Below are 19,662 nucleotides of genomic sequence, written 5' to 3'. Positions count from 1 at the left end.
ATAAAATTAAATATTTAATGGGAACGACCCAAGACGAAGTAGTTTGAATAACTGCTTTTGTTTTGGGTCGTTTTTTATGTTTACAGAAAATTCACTATTAGGAGGGAATATGATGGCTGAAACACTAAAAACATCATGGGTTAATGACAACCAATTAAATGAACTAGCAAAGATTAAGCGAGATAGAACTATAATTAAAGGAGCTGTAACAGCAGTATCAACAAGGGAAACCAAAGTATTAGAAGATGGAAAATATGTAAAAAAACAGATGGAAGTAGCAACATTTCTCTTAGAAGGTACAAACATTACAGCATATTGCCCAAGCAACGAATTTTCTGATCATGATTTCCGTTCATTAAACGGTTTTACAGGATCAATTCAAGAAGTGATTGTAGACCAAATAGACATTGAAGACAATATTGTATTGGTATCAGTAAGGAAAGCGGATGATATCAGAAAAGCGGAATTCATGAAACAATTAGTAACACTTGAAGCTGAAGATTCCTTAAAGTCAACAATTTTTGACGGTGTAGTAAGAGGTTATAATCCAAACACGAGGAAGGTTTTTGTCCGTATTAATGGTGCAGATTGCTTTATGAACGCTAGACATTGGAGCTGGGAAAATGGAAATATTCAGCATGAAATTAATCGAGGAGAAACAATACAAGTAAAAGTTTTGAGATTTGATAAAGAAAATAATCTTATTCAAGTTAGCAGAAGGGATACTCAAGATGATCCATTTAAAAAATTAATCGAACTTTATAATCAAAACAGTACAGTCGCTGGTAAAGTAACGAATCTAGACCCAATACATGGGATATTTGTTAAATTAGATGCAGGATTAGAAGTTAAAGGGATCCGTCCCCGTCACTTGCCAGAGCCAGTAGTTGGAGATATTGTTTCTTGCACTATCCGCTCCATCGATAAAGATAAAAGACATGCCAAAGTAACTATTACGGGGTATCCAAGGGGTAAAAAGAAAATCAAAGATGTCGCTTCATTCCTCTTTGAATAATGAATATTTCTGAACAAAATAACTTAGTAATGGACGATTTCCCTGTTTTCACCACAAGAAATGGTGAAATCCCTTTCTGGGACCATCCACTACTTAAAAGTAGTTATGTAAAACCTTCGAAATATTACCCATATACAGGGATAGAAGGTGCTATGACACTATTAAACAGAAAAATTATTGATGAAGCGGATTTTACCCTTATTAAAGTTCTAGGTGACGCTGTTTGTGCAAATGAGGACCAAATTAGGAGATATATGTCTTCTCTAATGAGTAGGTCAGAAACCTCTAAGCGTTTAGATCGATTGAGAACCAATGGTGTTGTAGATAGATGGAAAGTTAGAATACGTGGTGATGAAGAAACACGACCTCCCGCTCCCTTTACATTAGGGGTAGCGGGTTATAGGCTACTAAAACATTATTATAGCGATCAGTTCTTTATGGCCCCTGATAGATGGGATAATTATGGTGTAGGTGGATTAAAACGATATGTATCAATGAATGAACTTCGCTGCCAATTCATAGAAAAGAAAGTTGTTTCTAAATGGAAATGGAATGCTCGTCTAGCAAATAATGCTCGGTATAAGTTCCCAATGAGTGCAGCAGAAGTAAAAACCCCTAATGGGAATATTAACTTTCTTATTGACAGAGCACAAATGAACCAAAACTTTATTGGTTATTTCAGAGATAAGTTTGAGAATTGGAAATATGTCTATAATAAATATGGTAATTTACCAATTTCAGATTTTCCTGAAAATCCGCAAATCGTAATTATATATACATCTACCATATCTATTGCTGAAGCAATTCATAAAGAACTGTTATTAGATACATTACCATTTAATATTCTTTTCTTAGTTGAAGAATTAATAAATGAAAATTTAGAAAGTGCCTATTATCAACCACTGAAACATCAAAAATTACAAAGAATAAATGTTCATTTGCAGGGGAATTATTAATTAAATTCCCCTGTAAATATATATCATTATTAAAATGTTGTAAGTATCATAAAAGAACAAATTACCTTAAAAGAGATGAACTTTTAATTATGTATAGCGGCCCTTATCCAAGAACCGCTATTTTTTTATTTTTACTTTCTTAACTGCTGCTGATTTTTTCCCTAGCTCTCCAAACTGTTTTAAAACTTCCTTAGATACAGGACTAATTACAGTATTTTTTTTGGCCATATAAAAAGCTCCTTTTATATAAAATTATTCGTCTATTTAAAGTTTGTCCAAAATTCTAGTTTCTATACGTTCTAAACCTCTCCTCCTCCTCATACACTATCAATATAACAATTTGGCATACTGACACTGAGATAAAGTAGGGGAAAACAAAAAAAGAAGAGGGGGAAGAGAGGGTTATGGATGGAAGGAAGCCATTAAATCCTATTTTTAACAACAATCATAAAAAGAAAGAAGATCAATTACTAATAAGGAATGTTCGGAAAATACCAATAACAAAAGATGAGGGACGCAAAACGAGGATAGATAAGAAAAAGGATGTAAAGATTCCTCTTTCAGATGAAGAAAGAAAACTCATTAAAAGATTGGCCAATAGGAGAGGACTACAACCAACACCTTTTTGTTCACTCTTAGTAAAAAAAGCTCTAACAGAATATAAAGATGCCCAAATTTTTGATGACTCCTATGACCCAAAAGGCAAGCCTTATCCTGCTAAATTAGAAGTTTACTATCATGACCTACTCTTTGATAAGACAGTTGAATGGGATTGTAGCCTTAAAGAAGCAGCATACCGCCTATTGAAATTCATGTTAATAAAAGAAAGAGATGGTCATTTATATGGCTAAATCAAATAAACCAATATATCCTGTTTATGAAGAGGAACTTAATGAGTTATCGTATCGACCAGATGGATTTTTTGACAGATTATTAAACTTTTCATTAAATAAATTAACTAACCCAGTTAAACTTCCTTATTCCTTTTTCATCCCTGTTTCTGAATATTTGAGAGGGGAGTTATTTTGTGAAGATGTCGCGGAGGCAATGGGAAATTATGAATTTACCCAACGAGATCTTATAAGTATTTTAGTCGATGACTTTCTATTTCAAGTTAAAGATAGGAACAATCCTTACGACTTATATCATGAATTAAAACAGAGAAATGATTATTTTGTAAAAATATATAGTTATTCGGAAGATAAGCATCAACCTCTTACTTTTGCTAAACCAAATAAAACAACCAAAACAAAACAGATTAAATGTTCACTAAGAAGAAAAGTAGCACTTAGATTGGAGGTAATGCTATCTGATATTACAGATGTTGAACCAGAAAATGAATTTGTAGTAGAGGATATATTAAGATTACTATATCGTGATTTTATACAACAGTATAAGAAAGGTAACTTAGGAAACGTAATACCAGGTATAATTAGAAGATTGAATGCTGATAAATAAAAAGAAAAATCAGAATGGACTAACTACTTTGTTTTGCCTTACACTGATTGCAACAGTAAGGCAAAATAAACTTTCAAGATTGAAACCCTAGTAATACATGTTTATTTATAGAAAAATTATTATAATCGATATTTTGAAGGACCTATAATGAACGTCCTATGCTATTGTGTGTATTAATGACTATTGACTATAATGACGAACAAGTTAGTCTAAGAACTACATTTTATTACCAGTTAAAGACTTAAATAATTTCCCCTCAATTTCTCAAAATTTATCCCCACCTATTATCAATTATCCAACCTAAAATATTGATAATTTTCAAAAAAAATTGAAAAACAACAAAATTTCTATATAATGGAATAGTTAGCAATAAATTTACAGTATAGAAAGGGGGGGGAAATATGTCTATTAGAAAAAGATTATTTCAGTTATTATTAGTAGATTTTGTTTATTTATTGATCTATTTTATTTACATTATAAGTCCAATATATCCTGGATATTATTTATTAGGAATTATAAATATTGTCTGCTTAATAATTGGTCTAGTTTTATTTCTTATGTATTTAAAAAATGCCATAACTATAAAGAAATTTAAAAGTGTAGATATATTTTTGACTATTGGGTACTTAATTTCAATTTTTATTATGTCTTATACTTTTATTGTCTGGTTACTTTTTAGTCCAGATTGGTTCAATGGTTAGTAATCTTAAAAAATAATTTAATAGTGAGGTAATAAAGTTATGAAGAGTAATAGAATTTTTTTAACTAAATTTATAATTGTTATAGCTTGTTTATTTATTCTTACACCTACTAATATTTATGCTGCTGAACCTGACTCTTCAAATGGTGTTTTAAATGAAATTAATAATTCTATAGAAGACATATATAATGATTCAATTGATTTAAATGTTACAGCCGTTTCTTCTGATGAAGATGCTTATACACTACTTCTTAAACATAAAGATCTAGTTTCATTAAATTCCGATAAAACACTCAATGTTAATTATAATAGTTTTTTAGATGCTGAAAAATTATCGGAGAATGATCTTAATACTTTAAAGAATTTTATTGAAAAAATAAATGTACTAATTACTGAAAAAGCAATTACCGTAGACAAAGATCTTTTAATTAACTATGTTACAGATGTACCTAGGGAAATTGTTATAAGACCTATGGCGCAAATTATTAGTATTATGTCTTCAACTAGAAGTCATGCAAAATCACTTAAAAAAGTATATGACAATGCTGTATTTGGAACTAGACATCTAGTTGCTGGTTCATATTTCGCACAAAGAGTTAAACCCGGTGGAGTATGGGATTATAAAGTTCAATTAGGAACAACAACAAAGTATACAGTTTCAGATTTAAATAAATCTTTAATGACAGGTGAAGCAATTGGTAATTTTCATTATGGGTATGTTGGAAGATCTATTTTTAGTGCTACAACTTTAAAGTCTGCAGCTGGGTTAGTACAAATCGGTGTTGGAACTTCTAACATAAAATTTTACAAGAGTTTTTTCGATGATCCAAAAGATCAAGCACAAATTCAAAAAGGGATAGATAAATATAATTCTGAACATTAGAATACACTTGGAACTTTTATAAGATAAAATAATTGATTAAACAGAATAAACAGAGATACCTGTAGTTAGGACATTTTAAAAAGAATGCTAACTACAGGTATTTTTATATACATATCTATTATATTAATTAATCTTATATTTGTAATTTAACAGGTATATTTAGAATATTTCAAAATATATTATGTTAAAACAACTAATAATCTCTTATTTATTGTTAAGGAGCATTTTCTAGCTTTTTCAATATCAACTTCTAATACTTTTTTCTTATTCTTTGTAAGAGACTCCTTAAAAGAAGCTAAATATAACTTTTCATATGTAACAGAAATTGATTTAAGCGATAATTAAATTTTTCAATACTTTTTGTTAATAATTAACTTGAATGTGGAGTAGTAACATGATACTATAATTTTAAAGATTGAATCGTCGTCAATCTTTCTCTTTTAAATGTAAATGTCTTCTAGGATTCTAGAAGACTTTCATACCGAAAATACGCAAATTAATATAATGACTAACGGGAAGCACCCGAATGTAAGACAATTCTTTGTAATTGCCTTGTGTTCGGGTGTTTTTTTGTTTTAAAGGAGTTTTAGTATGACAAAGAAGGTTCTTATAGCGGTAGGTGATAAAACCTATACCAAGATTTTAATTGAGACCTTTTCAAAGTCTCCTGAAGATTTCACTTTAAGTAAACAAGAAATTTTACATCGAAAATATCTCTATGAAATTGTTAAAGAAGAAACTCCTTCAATACTAATTGTGCATGATACTTATTTAGAATCCATGCAAGAAAATCAAAAAGATAAAGATATTGAGCTGTTAAGTATTATAAAACAACTCCGACTTGATTTCGACGACGCATTAAGAATTGTTTTCCTATGCGAACGATCAAGCAATGATCCGCTTCTTTCTCGACTAGTTAGTATGGGAGTACTTGATATATTCAATACCCAAAGAATAGATATTGAACAATTTATAAACCAGTTAAAAGGGAAAGTCTCATTCGCAGAAGTAGCACGTTTTATCAATAACTCTCTTAGTATCGATGGTGAAGTGATTCCCTCTCTACTGGAAGAAGATTCGGAAGAGGAATCTGTTAACGAAGATGAGAACGGTAAAACACACAAAGAAAAAAACACTAAAGAAAAAACTATCGTACAAAGAATCGTTCAAAAAAATGTCATAAAAAGGGAATACTCAATTCACGTACATAATGCACCCAGTGAAAAAGTAGTAGGTGTTCCAGTTAGGAAGAAAACTATCCTTGTAGGTAGCTTTTACCAACGCAATGGTACAACATTTATTTCACATATATTAGCTCGTAGCATAGCAAATTACCAAGTTAGCACATTATATGTGGAAGATCCCTTGCTAAATCCCTATACATATGACCGTTTTTATGGCCATGAATTTGCTCCAAATTACGTAAATAAGTGGAGTGCACAACAAGAGAATACTTCAGATATTCAAACAGAGTGGTTTCGTGATGGTGTTGAACTTATATGTCATAATCCCACTTTAAGTGAGGAACCAGTAGGAATTAGCTTTGAGGATTATATAAAGTTACTCTACACTAATTCATCACTTGTAACGATTATTGATGTTGGTAGCAACTTAGACAATGAGGTAGTCACTGATTTATTAGAGATAGCAGATCATCTATTCATTGTTCTTGACTCAGATGTCACCCAACTTCAAGGGCTTGGTGAAAATCCACTATTCTCTAGCCTTATCGAATCTGAGAAAACACATATCATTGGTAATCGTTTCAATGAAAAAATAAAGAAAAATCCCTTAATTCAAGATTTATTTAAAGATAAATTAATTTCTATAATTCCCTCTTTTGAAGATGAAGATGTATATGAAGCACAGTATCAAGGGATATTCCTTAACGACTATAAGGATTATAAAAGCAAAGTAAATGAACTTTTGGTACCTATATTAGAACTTTTACTTCCTAATAAACTCTTGAAAACTAAAGCAAGCGGGATATTAAACAAACTCTTCAATAGAAAAATTAAGATAGAAAAAACGAATCCAGGAGGTAATCAAAACGAATGAATTTCTTTAAAAGACCTTCCATCAAAATAATCAGCGGTCTATTGGTAGGTGTATCAGCTATCGGTTTAACCTTATTCTATGATCAATTTTTACGAGTACGAATTGATTCAACAGAGGTTGTAGTGATTAAGCCCTCTTCTGAAATATTAAAAAATGAACCTATTACAGAAGATAAGTTACTGATAGAACGTAGACCTAAACAAACTTTAATGAATGACGTCATCCTACCTGCAGAAGTGGATGAAATTATTGGATTAGATGCTAATCAGATTATCCAAGGGAATTCACTTCTTACTAAAACAATGATAGATTACGACGAACTTTTACCAAATGAAGAGGAAGGCGAGGCTATTCGACCTATAACGAAAGAAATGATTTATGCAATGCCTGGTTCTTTAAGAAGAAAAGATACCGTTAATATTTATTTGATTTATAACGATGGAACTACAAATTTAAATAAAAATGGTCCATCTACTACTAGCTCTGAGGATACAAAAGAACAGCTCGAAAAAATATCTAATTCAATGGAAAGTGAACCGTTCTTAAAATCAATAAAGGTTGTTTATGTAAAAGATTCGAGTAATAAAGAGGTAATCTCATCCTCAGAAAACAACAAAGAGGATAAACGACTTAATGCTACTTCAAGCATAAGTGATTTGGAGATTATTTTAAATGAAGAGGACTTTAAAAAGTTAATGAACGAAGTGCTCGGTAAAGGAGCAAAATTATATATAACTTATCAATAGGGAGAAGGACATGTAATGGAAATATTAATTTTTAGTCAAAACTCTATCTACAAAGAACTAATTGACAAAATGGACAACCTCCATGCTCATATGGGCAATATTGATTATTCAAATAAGGAAAAAATTGACGCTGTTTTATTAGATGGAGATTCATTTGACATCAATAACATAGGAGTAGTTAGAGAGAAATATCCCTCTATTCCCATGTATTTTAAGCCTACTCAAATCAAGAGTGAACAATTTACTAAGACAATTACAAGACTATGTGCAGCATATAAAGTAACCCTTATTCATGAATATTCTACAGAACTTCAAGTAGTTGAATACTGTATCAATAACCTAACGAATAAAGATGATTATTTATCAAAGAGAATCATTGGCATATTTGGCACACATAATGGTGCTGGTGTTTCCTCTACCACTTTAAATTTAGGAAGAGCATTATCACTCAAAGTAAAAGAAAAGGTTTTAGTTTTGAGTTTAAATAGTTGGGATCCAGCCGATTATTTTTACTTGTATCAAGGTCAATATTTAAATGATTTGAAAGTAGATCTCAATGTCAAAAATTTAACGATAAACAGGTTATCCGAAGCTATTTATTATCATGATTCCTTTTATCATTTGGCCGGCAACCGCGATATTAAAATGCAAAGATTTTATAAACCTTATGAAATTGAACATTTGATTCAAACAGCTCAACAGTTATTTGATGTAATTTTAATCGATGCTGGCACTCACTTTGATTCTGCACTTGCAGCACAAGCTTACTTAAGTTGTAATATGAAATTTCTTGTTACTAATCAAGAAGAGAAAGGCTATAGAGGATATTATCCTTATCTATACCAACAAATAATTGAACCTTCTGGTGGGAAAAATGATGATTTTATGCTTGTTATCAATAAATTCCAACCTGCGAATGCATTAATAAGCGAAAAAAAACTTGAGGAAGAACTAAATATGAATCGAGTTGTCACAATACCAGATATGAAGGAGCTAGGATCCATTGCTACTTTTGAGAAAAAATTACTATACGATTTTTCAGATAGTAGCTATAACAAGCCAATAGATGTTTTAGCTAATGTAATAATTGCTGAAGCTAAATTAACAGAGAAAGAAGATACGAAGGAACACAAAGAAAAGAAAGGATTTTTATCTATATTTAACCGGTAATAAGGAGGCGAAAAAATGACTTTAAATGCAGTTAAAAATGATACAGAACAATCATTAGGATTAGAAAGTGAGTTTGAGCCTTCCCAATGGTTATCTAAAACTATTGATGAAAAAGGGTTAAAAAAAGATTTTGTAACTACCTATGAAAGAAAAAAGACATTTCGTTTAATTTGTAACCAAGTTAAAGAAGAGCTACAAAGTATCATAATAGCTGAATCTGTAGAAAATGATCAATCTTCCTCTTTAATAAACGATGATTCAAATAGTGATGATGTTTGGTTAAACAGGCAGCACCAAGCAGTTATTGGGGACAAACAGGCTATATCTTACTTTATAACAAAAATTAACGAAGTCTTACAAAAAGAGAATATTACGTCCGATGAATATCCCTCTTTTTATGATTCTTTACCAGAAGCAATTTTCCATGAAGTATGGGGCGTAAGTATTCTACATAAATGGGATAAAGAACCTAATAGTGAATCTGCTGTTATCAGAGGGACTGAATTATGGATCGATAAACATGGTTATTTTCAAAAACAGCCAGAAGAATTTGAAAGTATATCAGTAGTAAATCGGATAAAAAAAGCTTTTCAAATTAGAACAAAAGAAGCACTAATTAATGAGCAGCAACCAGAACTGGAAATAGAACGAGAAGATGGTTCGCGAATCACCATGATGATGAATCCTAGAACTAAACTAGACATTATAGTATTTAGACGATTCGTAATTAAAAATAACAGTTTAGAAGAACAAGCAAGATTAGGAACAATCCCACAAGATGATGTTCCTTTTTATCGAGCCTTATCAAGAAGCATGGCTAACACCATTTTTGCTGGAAGAGTTCGATCTGCAAAAACAACTTTTATGAAGTCAATGATACGCGAAAGACCACCTGAATACACAATTGCAGTTTTAGAAAAACATTTTGAATTAAATCTAACCGAGGATTTAAAAGATCGTTTAATTTATGAAGTTCAGGCCACAGAAGGAGACTTACATCATGCCGTACCAAGACTTCTTCGTATGGAACATGACTATATTACTGTTGGGGAGATTCGTTCTCTAGAAACAGAGGGGTACTTACAAGCTTGTGAAAGAGGAGAACGTGGTGCCTTTTCTACTTATCATTTAACAGCCGTTAAAAATATTGTTGCTCAGATTACCCGACATTTATTAGATGAATTTCCCAATCGGAAATTTGATAACGAACAAGAGAGGGTAGCAAGAAATATAGACCTGGTCATTTCCCTGAGCGCAGAAAGAGATAGAAGAAAGAAAAGGGTTATCGGTGTAACAGAAATTATATGGGATGAGAACGAAAAGAAACCAAAAGAACAAGATCTAGTTCGCTACCACCCAATAAGCGGACAATACTATTATTCTTCTAACATAAGTAAGGAACTTCTATATCTAATGGCTGAAGAAAGTGTAGAGGATACTAAAATTCTATTAAATCATCTAAAAAAGAAAGAAAAGCTTTTTCCAATGAGCGAATATGAGAGACAAAAAGATAATATTCTTAATGATTTATTAGATGGTGCTTTAAATGAATAATTTTCAATGGTTTTGGCAAGCTGGTATCAATTACGTTCTCTATTCCATCTTTATCGTTTCTGGGCTTTATATTTCCTATCAGATTATGATGGATTCAGTCAAAATAAAGTATCAAGAAGTTAATTATAAGTACCGAATAAGAAGAATCAAAAGTGGTAATGCTTCACCAGAATCTCATACCTATAAGCACCCTTTTTTTAAACACATAAGCTTATTAATAAGAACTACAAGTGATCATCGTAGTGACAATGATACTGGTGTATTTCTCTTATTCACCACTTTACTTGGTTTGACTAGTTTCGCTTTTATCTTTTATTTAATAAAAGATTTTGTTATCGCCCTACTATTCGGGTTACTTCTGATGACCGTACCATATTTAATATTAAGGATAAAATTAAACAAATTGAGATATGTCATGAGTACAGAATTTCTAAGTATGGTTCAGAAACTAACCCAAGCCTATAGTGTTAATAAATATGATATTTATTACGCTTTAAGTGCCATGCAAAACGAAATACAGAATAAGAGTTTAAGAAAAGTAACAGTTCGCTTAATTACTGATCTTCAGTTATCTCGAAATGAACAAGAACTGAAAGATAGCATTCAAGTTTTCACTTATACTACTGGAACCAATTGGTCCAAAAGATTAGGAAGTATTATTTTAAAAGGCTATATGTATAAAGAAAACGTATTACATTCTCTCTTAGTTCTAACAAAACAAATAGAGGATACAGAAGAAATGTTAGAAGAAGAACAATCTCAGACTGTTGAATCTATTTATGATGGATTCCTAACGGTTCCATTGTTTATCGGCTCACTATTATTAGGTTATTTTACAAGTGGAGCACAGGATTGGTTTAAGCTTCAATTTGGAGAAAAATGGACATTATTTACCTTTTGCCTTTCCGTAGTAGGGACTGTTTTTTCACTAATAATTTCAATTTATTTAAAACATCCTAAAAACGACCTATAAGGAAAGGAGTCAAATATTATGGAATCAGAAGTTCTATTATTTAAATACATAGATGTATTTAAATACCTAGTAGTAATTGTTCTGTCTTTTACTTCAGGATATTTAGTGTATTTGGGAATGAATTCAACATCTGAAAGAATGCAACACCGTTTACGGTTTAAAAGCAATTTGCAAAAAAATAAGAACTCTATTTTAGGACTTGCTAAAAATTCTAAAGCCGAGGAATGGTTTAAACAAGCAAAGTATCCATTAGGACTAAATGGTATTAAATACTATTTAATTCTATATTCAGTAACAGCATTTTTAGTTCTTTATTACATAGTTTTTCCGGTTTTATTAGGGAATATGGATTATCTTGCACCAAAGGCTGCTGTTATATTACTTCTATTTGTTTTCGCTCTTCCTAGTAATCCTATTTCGTTATTTGTTTATATCATGAAAAGAACCATTGACTATCAAACATCGAAATTACATTCAGAGATTTTTATGCTCTATGATTTAATCATTAACGAAATAGAAATGATGACTGTCCATCGTCTTAATACTTATAGTATTTTGCAAAATATAAAGCCATTTTTCTATTTGCTACAAAAACCGTTAACGGAATTACTAAGTTCATGGACTAGTGATGGACCAAGTAAAGCATTAGAACAATTTTCTAAACACTTAGATTCTAAACCCAGCGAGGCGCTAATCGGAGTTTTACAAAATCTAGACAGTATGAAAAGAGAGACCGCACTTGAACAGTTAAATGGAATGCATGGAACATTTGCAAAAAAACAAGTTGAAAATTACAGAAGAAAAAGAAAAATAACAACAGATCTATTAAAAATTCCTATCAAAGCTACACATTTTATTCATATATTAAATTTTGTACTTGTAGTAGTAATGATGGTAATAGCTATATTAGATAAATCACAAATGTAAAGGTGGAATCTATTATTCTTTTAAGGAGGTGACCAACAATAAATACGTCGCTAAGTACTTTCATGAAAATCGCCATTACAGCCATTGTGATAAGTACATTTATTTTTGTAGCTTTGTATCAGGAATTATCTGGTTTCTCTGATTCTATGGCTCTATATACTGCAAAAAGCGGTGGATAACGAGGGGATATTATTATGAATAAATCACTATTAACATTTATGATGATGGCAGCAATTGTATCCATTATGACTTATTTAATTTTAGGAACCTCATTTAATGCTTATAAAGCAAAAAACAATCAGTATCAAGATATGCTACAAAATGAACATCAAATAAAAATCAAATTGTAAAAGGGGAATTTTAAAAATGAACACAACTTTAGCTCAATTCTTAAAAATCGGACTTACAGTAGTAACAATTAGCGCATTCTTATTCTTCATCGGCTACAATCTAGTAGGTTCAAATACTACTACTTATTCTGCAAAAATTAACGGAGCACAAAGCAACCTTCCTACTGGTGCTGGTGTATCTAGTAATAATTAAAAGATCAACATTTACAGTCAAAGGAGTTTACAGCTCCTTTGATTTTTTCAAAGGGGTGTTCTAAATGGCAAGAACGTTAGCTGAATGGATGGTATTGTTTATTACAGTAAATCTTATATTCACACCATTATTAACATCAATTGATAGTATGCATCGAGATGCAATTGAGGTCACTTTAACCGAAGGAGCTAAAGAGGCCGCTATTGAGGGCAGATTAACACCAGAAATTATTAAGGAAATGAAAAAAACTCTAGTAGAGGGTTATAACTTTGACGAATCTAAAATTATCATCACAGGAACATCTAAATTAACCCCTCGAAACGAATATATAGAAGCTACTATTGAAGTGCCACGAACTTTTATATTTATTCTTAATATATTCAACCAAGGTCCTAGAACTATTTCAAAAAGCACCAAAATCTTAAGCGAATATTAGGAGTATATAATGAGTACAACATTAAGAACTTTATTATTTGCACTACTTTTTGCATTAATTATGCAATTACAGCTTAATTTAGATACAGACAAAACCGCTTCTAGACAATTAAAGAACTCTTTAGAATTAGCAGTTCATGATGCTGGTCTTGCGATTAATCCAGCTGCATTATCTGAAGGAAAGATAATCTTTGATAAAGAAAAATCATTAGAAAATCTTAAAAATAGTTTAAATAATAATTTAAAACTTAAAAGTTCTCAGGGCTATGTTTATACACCTACCGCAAACTCTTTTTTTCAGAAAGAATTGTACTTAGTTCATCTAGAATTTATTGATGATAGTATATCCAGGACCTATCCGTTTGTATATTATAACGATAACTATCAGGTATTTGAAAACGTAGAAGGTCCTTGTGTAATTGCCATTGTAACTACTGAAAGCCCCCGCTGGTTCAAAGGAGATCTTGCAATGATACGACAAGCAGCGGTTTATGAGTATAAAAATAAATAACAGGATAAAAGAACCATGCTAATTGTATGGTTTTTTCTTTTAATAATTCCAAAATTATCCGATATAAACAGTGAACATGGTTAAAACAACCAATTTTTTTTACTTTTATAATGAAATTATCTTAAGAACCGGGTATAATTAAGGCATATCAATACTATTTTTATTTTTTGTGCCATCAATGGCTATTCGATTAATGAAAAAAGATGCGGTTCTTTGGGACTATGTTTTAGAAGTTGATTAGGGTGATTATACTCTGATCCATTAAAACGTCCCATTGGATCGCTTTTTTTCGTTTATAAAGGACAAAAAATAAAGTAAAAAAATTGAGAGGGGAAATTTATATGAAAAGAGTAATAACGTTATTAACATTAATACTAATTTTAGGAGTATTAAAACCAGTGCATTTGCTTGCAGATGAGTTACCTTTAGCATCCTGTAGCATGACAATTAATTCAGATAAGGCTACACAAGCTAACCCAGCAAATGCAAGTGGATTATGCAGAGATATAGTGTATGGATATTATGCAAAGGCTGCAGATACTTTTAATATTTTTGGTGGGGTTCATCAATCTGTAACAAAAAGTGGTCAAAAGTTTATAGTACCCGTTTTTTCAGATAAACACACTCATGCAGAATTAACGGTTTATATTAACAGGGTTGCTACTAAGCCAACTCCTAAACCTACACCGAAGCCTGAGCCAAAGCCCGAACCTAAACCTACACCAAAGCCTGAGCCTAAACCAGACCCTAAACCTGCACCAAAGCCTAAACCAGAGTCCAAACCGGTTACACAACCGAATTCTGATAATAAAGCAACAAAACCTTCTACTTCTACAGGTAGTAAAAATTCAAGCAATACCAATACTAGTAAAAATAACTCAACTAATACTTCAAAATCGAGTTCTAGTAAAAGCAACTCAACTAATCTATCAAAATCAAGTGGAACAAGCAATAATACAGAAAGTAAAAAAACAAACAGCAGTTCTTCTTCCAATAGTTCATCAAAATCAAGTCAAAGTAGTTCTTCCGATAGAAGCAATAACGAGGAAAATAAAGTTGTTGCCTCTGTAACAAAAATAAAGGAAGGAAGTAATACATCTACTGATAAAAATGATAATAAAACAAAAGAAAGCACAATGGAAACTGAGCAGAAAAAAGAAAGATCTGATAAAAACGACCCTTCTACTGAAAACAAGGAAGATAACATGGATACCAATATTACAAATGAAAACAATGATAATATTAAAGAAGAAGCAACTCGTTCTTCAATTCTAGATGAAGATGAGTCTAAATCTAGTAAACTCCCAATAATTATTTCGGTAGTAGGAGTACTAATTATCGGAGCTGCAGTAATCTTCATTATTAGAAAGAAAAAATTAAAAATTTAAACTTGATATTTATTGATTCCCCATTTAATTTGCTTTAAAATATTTTATATAAACTTTTATATTAAATGGGAACGACCCAAGACGAAGTAGTTTAATAAACTGCTTTAGTTTTGGGTCGTTTTTTGTTATTAGGAGGTGAAATGTTAATTTTTTTACAAAGAATAGAAAGCGGGATTTAAATGAGAAATGCAAAGATTTTTTTTCTGATTCCTATTTTATTTTTTTTATTTTTACTTTTTATTCAAGAGCATCATGCTCACGCAAGTACTGGTGATGAAGATATATATAATGTTTCATCAACGGTTAAGAATAATTGGAATAACCTAATGGGATCAAAAGATTTCACTATGACTAGTGGAAGAAAAATAGTTTACGATGTATATTCAGACAAGTTTGTTACAAATGGTTATCAAGTTATAACAAAAAATTTTGGGAAAGGTAGTCAAAAATATATTAGATTTTCGGGTTGGTCAGTATTATTTGGACATCGTGAACATACCTCTTCTAACCAAGATACGTATATAGTTGCTAGAAAATCATCTGGTGATAGTGGTATCGGCACAGTAAAAATTTATAAAACAGTTCAAGGAAGTTTAGATGCAACCGAGGATCTAGAATATAATAATCAAGGGGCTGGCATATGGAACCAATGTCCATCGAGTGCAACAAATAGATGGAACGATGATTGCAATATGAAATATCAAGATGTAAGTTTTAATGCTTATTTACCCTTAGAAGAGCTTTTCAATAGAAAAGAAAAAGCTAATTGGGATTTATTTATCGTTAAAAAAGTACAAAATCAAATTGTGTATACGCCACTTATTCTTCCTTTCGAATTTAGTAATAAAGCATATGAGGGAGGAAAGTTATCGCTTTCAAGTGGTACCAATACTAATACCTTAGAAATGAATGCAGAAGGTGTATTACGAAGGAAAACCCCTAGAGAAAGTGCACCCTCTGTCATTGATGAATTAGGTAATAACAGATACTTCACTCAAGGGAAAACTTATACAAAAGTCGATTTTGAAGAATCTCAAACAGCTGTTTGGTATGGAGTTAGAAGTCCACATGATAGTAATAAAACCAAATGGGCAAATACCGCATATTTTACTTTTAAAGGAGATCAAGCTAAATTATCATTTCAACCAAATAGACCTCCTATTGCAAAATGGGAATGGGATCCTTCCAATAACGTCTATAATGATACAACTGTCAAAATGATAAACAATTCTTCTGATCCCGATGGCGACCCTTTAACTTACAAATGGTACAGGAAACCATATGGATCAGCTGATAGTAATTATGTTCAAATATCAACTGCTAAAACGCCATCTAGCTTTAAGATTGCAAAAGGAAAGTATACCTTTAAATTAGTAGTTTCTGATGGAAAAGAAGAGGCAGAAGCTGGACATGCTTTATATGTAAATAACCGGCCTCCTGTTGCAAAATGGGAATGGGATCCTTCCAATACTATTTATAATGATACACCAATCAAGATGGTTAATAGTTCTTCAGATCCTGACGGAGATTCTTTAACATATCGCTGGGAAAGAAAACCATATGGCAGCGCAGATAGTAATTATGTGACTGTGTCTACTGCAAAAACGCCGTCAAGTTTCACTATAGGAAAGGGAGACTATACCTTTAAACTCACTGTTTCTGATGGAGAAGATGAAAGTGTTGTCGGTCATGCCTTATATGTTATTAATAGACCTCCAATAGCTGATTTCACTTGGAATCCTGGTACCATTTACAATGATACTTCTGTTTCTTTCAGTAATAAATCTTCAGATGTAGACGGTGACTCATTAACGTATAAGTGGGAAACTCAAAAGCCTAACGAGACTACCTGGAGTACATTTTCTACTTCTAAAGACCCTCCTTATACTTTGAATAAAAAGGGGGTTTGGAAAGTTCGTTTAACTGTCTCAGATGGAGAGGCAAGCCATAATGTAACTAAAAATATTACTGTACAGAATAGAGCACCAGCTGCCGATTTTTCTTGGAGTCCTAGTACCATTTACAATGATACTTCTGTTTCCTTCAGTAATAAATCTTCAGATGCTGACGGTGACTCTCTAACGTATAAGTGGGAAACTCAAAAGCCTGATGACACTAATTGGAGTACGATTTCGACTTCTAAAAATCCCTCTTATACCCTAAATAAAAAGGGGATTTGGAAAGTACGTCTAACTGTTTCCGATGGGGAAGCTAGCAATAATGTGACTAAAAATATTAGTGTAAAAAACAGAGCGCCGAATGCTGATTTCACCTGGAGTCCTAGTACCATTTATAATGATACTTCTGTTTCCTTCAGTAATAAATCTTCAGATGTTGACGGTGACTCTCTAACGTATAAGTGGGAAACTCAGAAACCTAATGAGACTACTTGGAGTAGTATTTCGACTTCAAAAGAACCTTCTTATACTCTAAATAAAAAGGGGGTTTGGAAAGTTCGTTTAACTGTCTCAGATGGGGAAGCTAGTCACAACGTAACTAAAAATGTTACTGTGCAGAATAGAACTCCGGTTGCTGACTTTATATGGAATCCTAGTACCATCTATAATGATACGTCCGTTTCTTTTACTAATAAGTCTACCGATGCTGATAAAGATTCTTTAACGTATAAGTGGGAAACTCAAAAGCCAAATGAGTCTACTTGGAGTACCATCTCTTCTTCTAAGGACCCTTCTTACACTTTAAATAAGAAAGGGGTTTGGAAAGTTCGATTAACGGTTTCAGACGGAGAAGCTAGTCATAATGTGACTAAAAACATTACTGTTCAAAACAGGATACCTGTAGCAGATTTCACTTGGAGTCCTAGTACTATCTATAATGATACGTCCGTTTCTTTTACTAATAAATCTACGGATGCTGATAAAGATTCTCTAACGTTTAAATGGGAAGCTCAGAAGCCAAATGAATCTACCTGGAGTACTATTTCTACTTCTAAGGACCCTTCTTACACTTTAAATGAGAAAGGGGTTTGGAAAGTCCGATTAACAGTTTCAGACGGAGAAGCTAGTCATAATGTGATTAAAAACATTACTGTTCAAAACAGGATACCTGTAGCAGATTTTACTTGGAGTCCTAGTTCTATCTATAATGATACGTCCGTTTCTTTTACTAATAAGTCTACGGATGCTGATAAAGATTCTCTAACGTTTAAATGGGAAGCTCAGAAGCCAAATGAATCTACCTGGAGTACTATTTCTACTTCTAAGGACCCTTCTTACACTTTAAATAAGAAAGGGGTTTGGAAAGTCCGATTAACGGTTTCAGACGGAGAAGCTAGTCACAACGTGACTAAAAATGTTACTGTTAAAAATCGAGCACCTGTTGCGGATTTTACTTGGAACCCAACAACCATTTATAATGATACCACTGTCTCTTTCACTAACAAGTCATTTGATACAGACGGTGATCCATTAACAAATATATGGGAATATCAGGAACCAAATAAAACGACTTGGACCAAATTCTCGACTGAAAAAAATCCTAAAAATATTTTCACTAAGGTGGGAGATTATAAAATAAAATTAACTGTTACAGATGATGATGGAGCTACAGGTACAAAAGAGAAAACTCTAAAGATTACCAATAGACCACCACAAGTTACTCTTACATATACACCAAAGGATGTATATGAAGGTGATACCGTAAATGTTTGTATAAAAGTAATTGATTTAGATAAACAACCAATGGCAGTTAAATTATTTTTAAAAAAGGATTATGGGAATAAACAAACCGTTTTAACAAAATCAAATATTAACTCTGGTGAAGAGGTTTGTTATGTTTTTGTTCCGGACGTAGGGAATTATGATTTTACTACCGAAGTGGATGATGGCCATGATAAAACGACTGTAGATATATCCTTTTATGCTAAACCACTAATCATAAAAGGACATGTAAATCATACAGCCGATTGGAAGAAAAAGCATGAGAAACTTGGAAATACACTAGATAAATTTTTTAGTGGTGAAAAGTTTTTACTTGAAGCAGATACTTCACCTTATGAAACTATTTATGTAAAGAGTACTTTATCCGCGGTTCAAATGGATAACAAAAATACTACCTCTCCTGTTGATTTAAATAAAGAAACTAATATATTGTATAATGGTTCGCTTTATGAAGAAAAACATCAGTACTATCCAACTATGTTGAAAGTAGGAGAAGCTAAATTTGAATTTGAAGTAAAGTATAAGAATGGAGTAATTAAAAAGGATACCGTTAAAATAAATATAATTGATGACGCATTTAACTCATCTAAATATCATCGCAAATTTTAATTAATGTGGTCAATTATAGTATGGCATGTCATAATACCAGTATTAACAAACTATTG

Annotated in this window: 17 protein-coding genes; all 17 read left to right on the top strand. The window is 31.8% G+C overall.

Translation table 11 applies throughout. From position 1 onward, the window contains the following. The first annotated feature begins 112 nt into the window (after positions 1–112). On the top strand, positions 113–1,015 hold the full coding sequence (locus NX902_RS25515) for a S1 RNA-binding domain-containing protein (protein ID WP_047943191.1): 903 nt from the start codon (positions 113–115) through the stop codon (positions 1,013–1,015). Further along, positions 1,015–1,971, top strand: coding sequence for a replication-relaxation family protein (locus NX902_RS25510; protein ID WP_016205274.1), 957 nt, complete (start codon positions 1,015–1,017; stop codon positions 1,969–1,971). Before NX902_RS25515 ends, NX902_RS25510 begins: the two co-directional genes overlap by 1 nt. 404 nt (positions 1,972–2,375) lie before the next feature. Further along, positions 2,376–2,822, top strand: a complete 447-nt coding sequence (locus tag NX902_RS25505; RefSeq protein WP_341123837.1) for a hypothetical protein — start codon at positions 2,376–2,378, stop codon at positions 2,820–2,822. Continuing rightward, positions 2,815–3,429 (top strand): hypothetical protein, encoded by a 615-nt coding sequence (locus NX902_RS25500; RefSeq protein WP_016205276.1) that lies wholly within the window; start codon positions 2,815–2,817, stop codon positions 3,427–3,429. The genes NX902_RS25505 and NX902_RS25500 overlap by 8 nt, the downstream gene beginning before the upstream one ends. Before the next feature lie 740 nt (positions 3,430–4,169). Then, the gene (locus NX902_RS25495; RefSeq protein WP_341123838.1) at positions 4,170–5,012 is read left to right on the top strand and encodes a polymorphic toxin type 44 domain-containing protein; all 843 of its coding nucleotides are present in this window, start codon (positions 4,170–4,172) and stop codon (positions 5,010–5,012) included. Between the two features lie 591 nt (positions 5,013–5,603). Beyond that, positions 5,604–7,070, top strand: coding sequence for a hypothetical protein (locus NX902_RS25490; RefSeq protein ID WP_341123839.1), 1,467 nt, complete (start codon positions 5,604–5,606; stop codon positions 7,068–7,070). Then, complete coding sequence (locus NX902_RS25485; RefSeq protein WP_341123840.1) at positions 7,067–7,816, top strand: hypothetical protein; 750 nt, start codon at positions 7,067–7,069, stop codon at positions 7,814–7,816. Before NX902_RS25490 ends, NX902_RS25485 begins: the two co-directional genes overlap by 4 nt. 15 nt (positions 7,817–7,831) lie before the next feature. Beyond that, the gene (locus NX902_RS25480) at positions 7,832–8,986 is read left to right on the top strand and encodes a ParA family protein (protein WP_341123841.1); all 1,155 of its coding nucleotides are present in this window, start codon (positions 7,832–7,834) and stop codon (positions 8,984–8,986) included. A gap of 15 nt (positions 8,987–9,001) precedes the next feature. Then, positions 9,002–10,540, top strand: coding sequence for an ATPase, T2SS/T4P/T4SS family (locus tag NX902_RS25475; protein WP_341123842.1), 1,539 nt, complete (start codon positions 9,002–9,004; stop codon positions 10,538–10,540). Then, positions 10,533–11,513 carry a hypothetical protein gene (locus NX902_RS25470; RefSeq protein WP_341123843.1) on the top strand — a complete coding sequence of 327 codons (981 nt, stop codon included), beginning with the start codon at positions 10,533–10,535 and terminating at the stop codon, positions 11,511–11,513. The genes NX902_RS25475 and NX902_RS25470 overlap by 8 nt, the downstream gene beginning before the upstream one ends. Positions 11,514–11,531: 18 nt before the next feature. Continuing rightward, positions 11,532–12,440, top strand: a complete 909-nt coding sequence (locus tag NX902_RS25465) for a hypothetical protein (RefSeq protein WP_016205133.1) — start codon at positions 11,532–11,534, stop codon at positions 12,438–12,440. A gap of 194 nt (positions 12,441–12,634) precedes the next feature. Then, positions 12,635–12,790: a hypothetical protein gene (locus NX902_RS25460; RefSeq protein WP_193224519.1), complete on the top strand. Its 156-nt coding sequence runs from the start codon at positions 12,635–12,637 to the stop codon at positions 12,788–12,790. 16 nt (positions 12,791–12,806) lie between these two features. Further along, on the top strand, positions 12,807–12,983 hold the full coding sequence (locus NX902_RS25455; RefSeq protein ID WP_162837589.1) for a hypothetical protein: 177 nt from the start codon (positions 12,807–12,809) through the stop codon (positions 12,981–12,983). Positions 12,984–13,047: 64 nt separating this feature from the next. Further along, positions 13,048–13,419 (top strand): hypothetical protein, encoded by a 372-nt coding sequence (locus tag NX902_RS25450; RefSeq protein ID WP_341118161.1) that lies wholly within the window; start codon positions 13,048–13,050, stop codon positions 13,417–13,419. A gap of 9 nt (positions 13,420–13,428) precedes the next feature. Continuing rightward, the gene (locus NX902_RS25445) at positions 13,429–13,929 is read left to right on the top strand and encodes a hypothetical protein (RefSeq protein ID WP_016205131.1); all 501 of its coding nucleotides are present in this window, start codon (positions 13,429–13,431) and stop codon (positions 13,927–13,929) included. 341 nt (positions 13,930–14,270) lie between these two features. Continuing rightward, entirely contained in the window at positions 14,271–15,317 is a 1,047-nt protein-coding gene (locus NX902_RS25440) for a hypothetical protein (protein WP_341123845.1), read from the top strand. A 179-nt stretch (positions 15,318–15,496) separates the two neighbouring features. Continuing rightward, entirely contained in the window at positions 15,497–19,606 is a 4,110-nt protein-coding gene (locus NX902_RS25435; RefSeq protein WP_341161097.1) for a PKD domain-containing protein, read from the top strand. The last annotated feature ends 56 nt before the right edge of the window (positions 19,607–19,662 follow it).

Source organism: Niallia sp. FSL W8-0954 (assembly GCF_038005605.1).
In the GTDB taxonomy this organism is placed as follows: Bacteria; Bacillota; Bacilli; order Bacillales; family Cytobacillaceae; genus Niallia; species Niallia circulans_A.
This window is presented reverse-complemented; position numbering and strand designations above follow the sequence as displayed.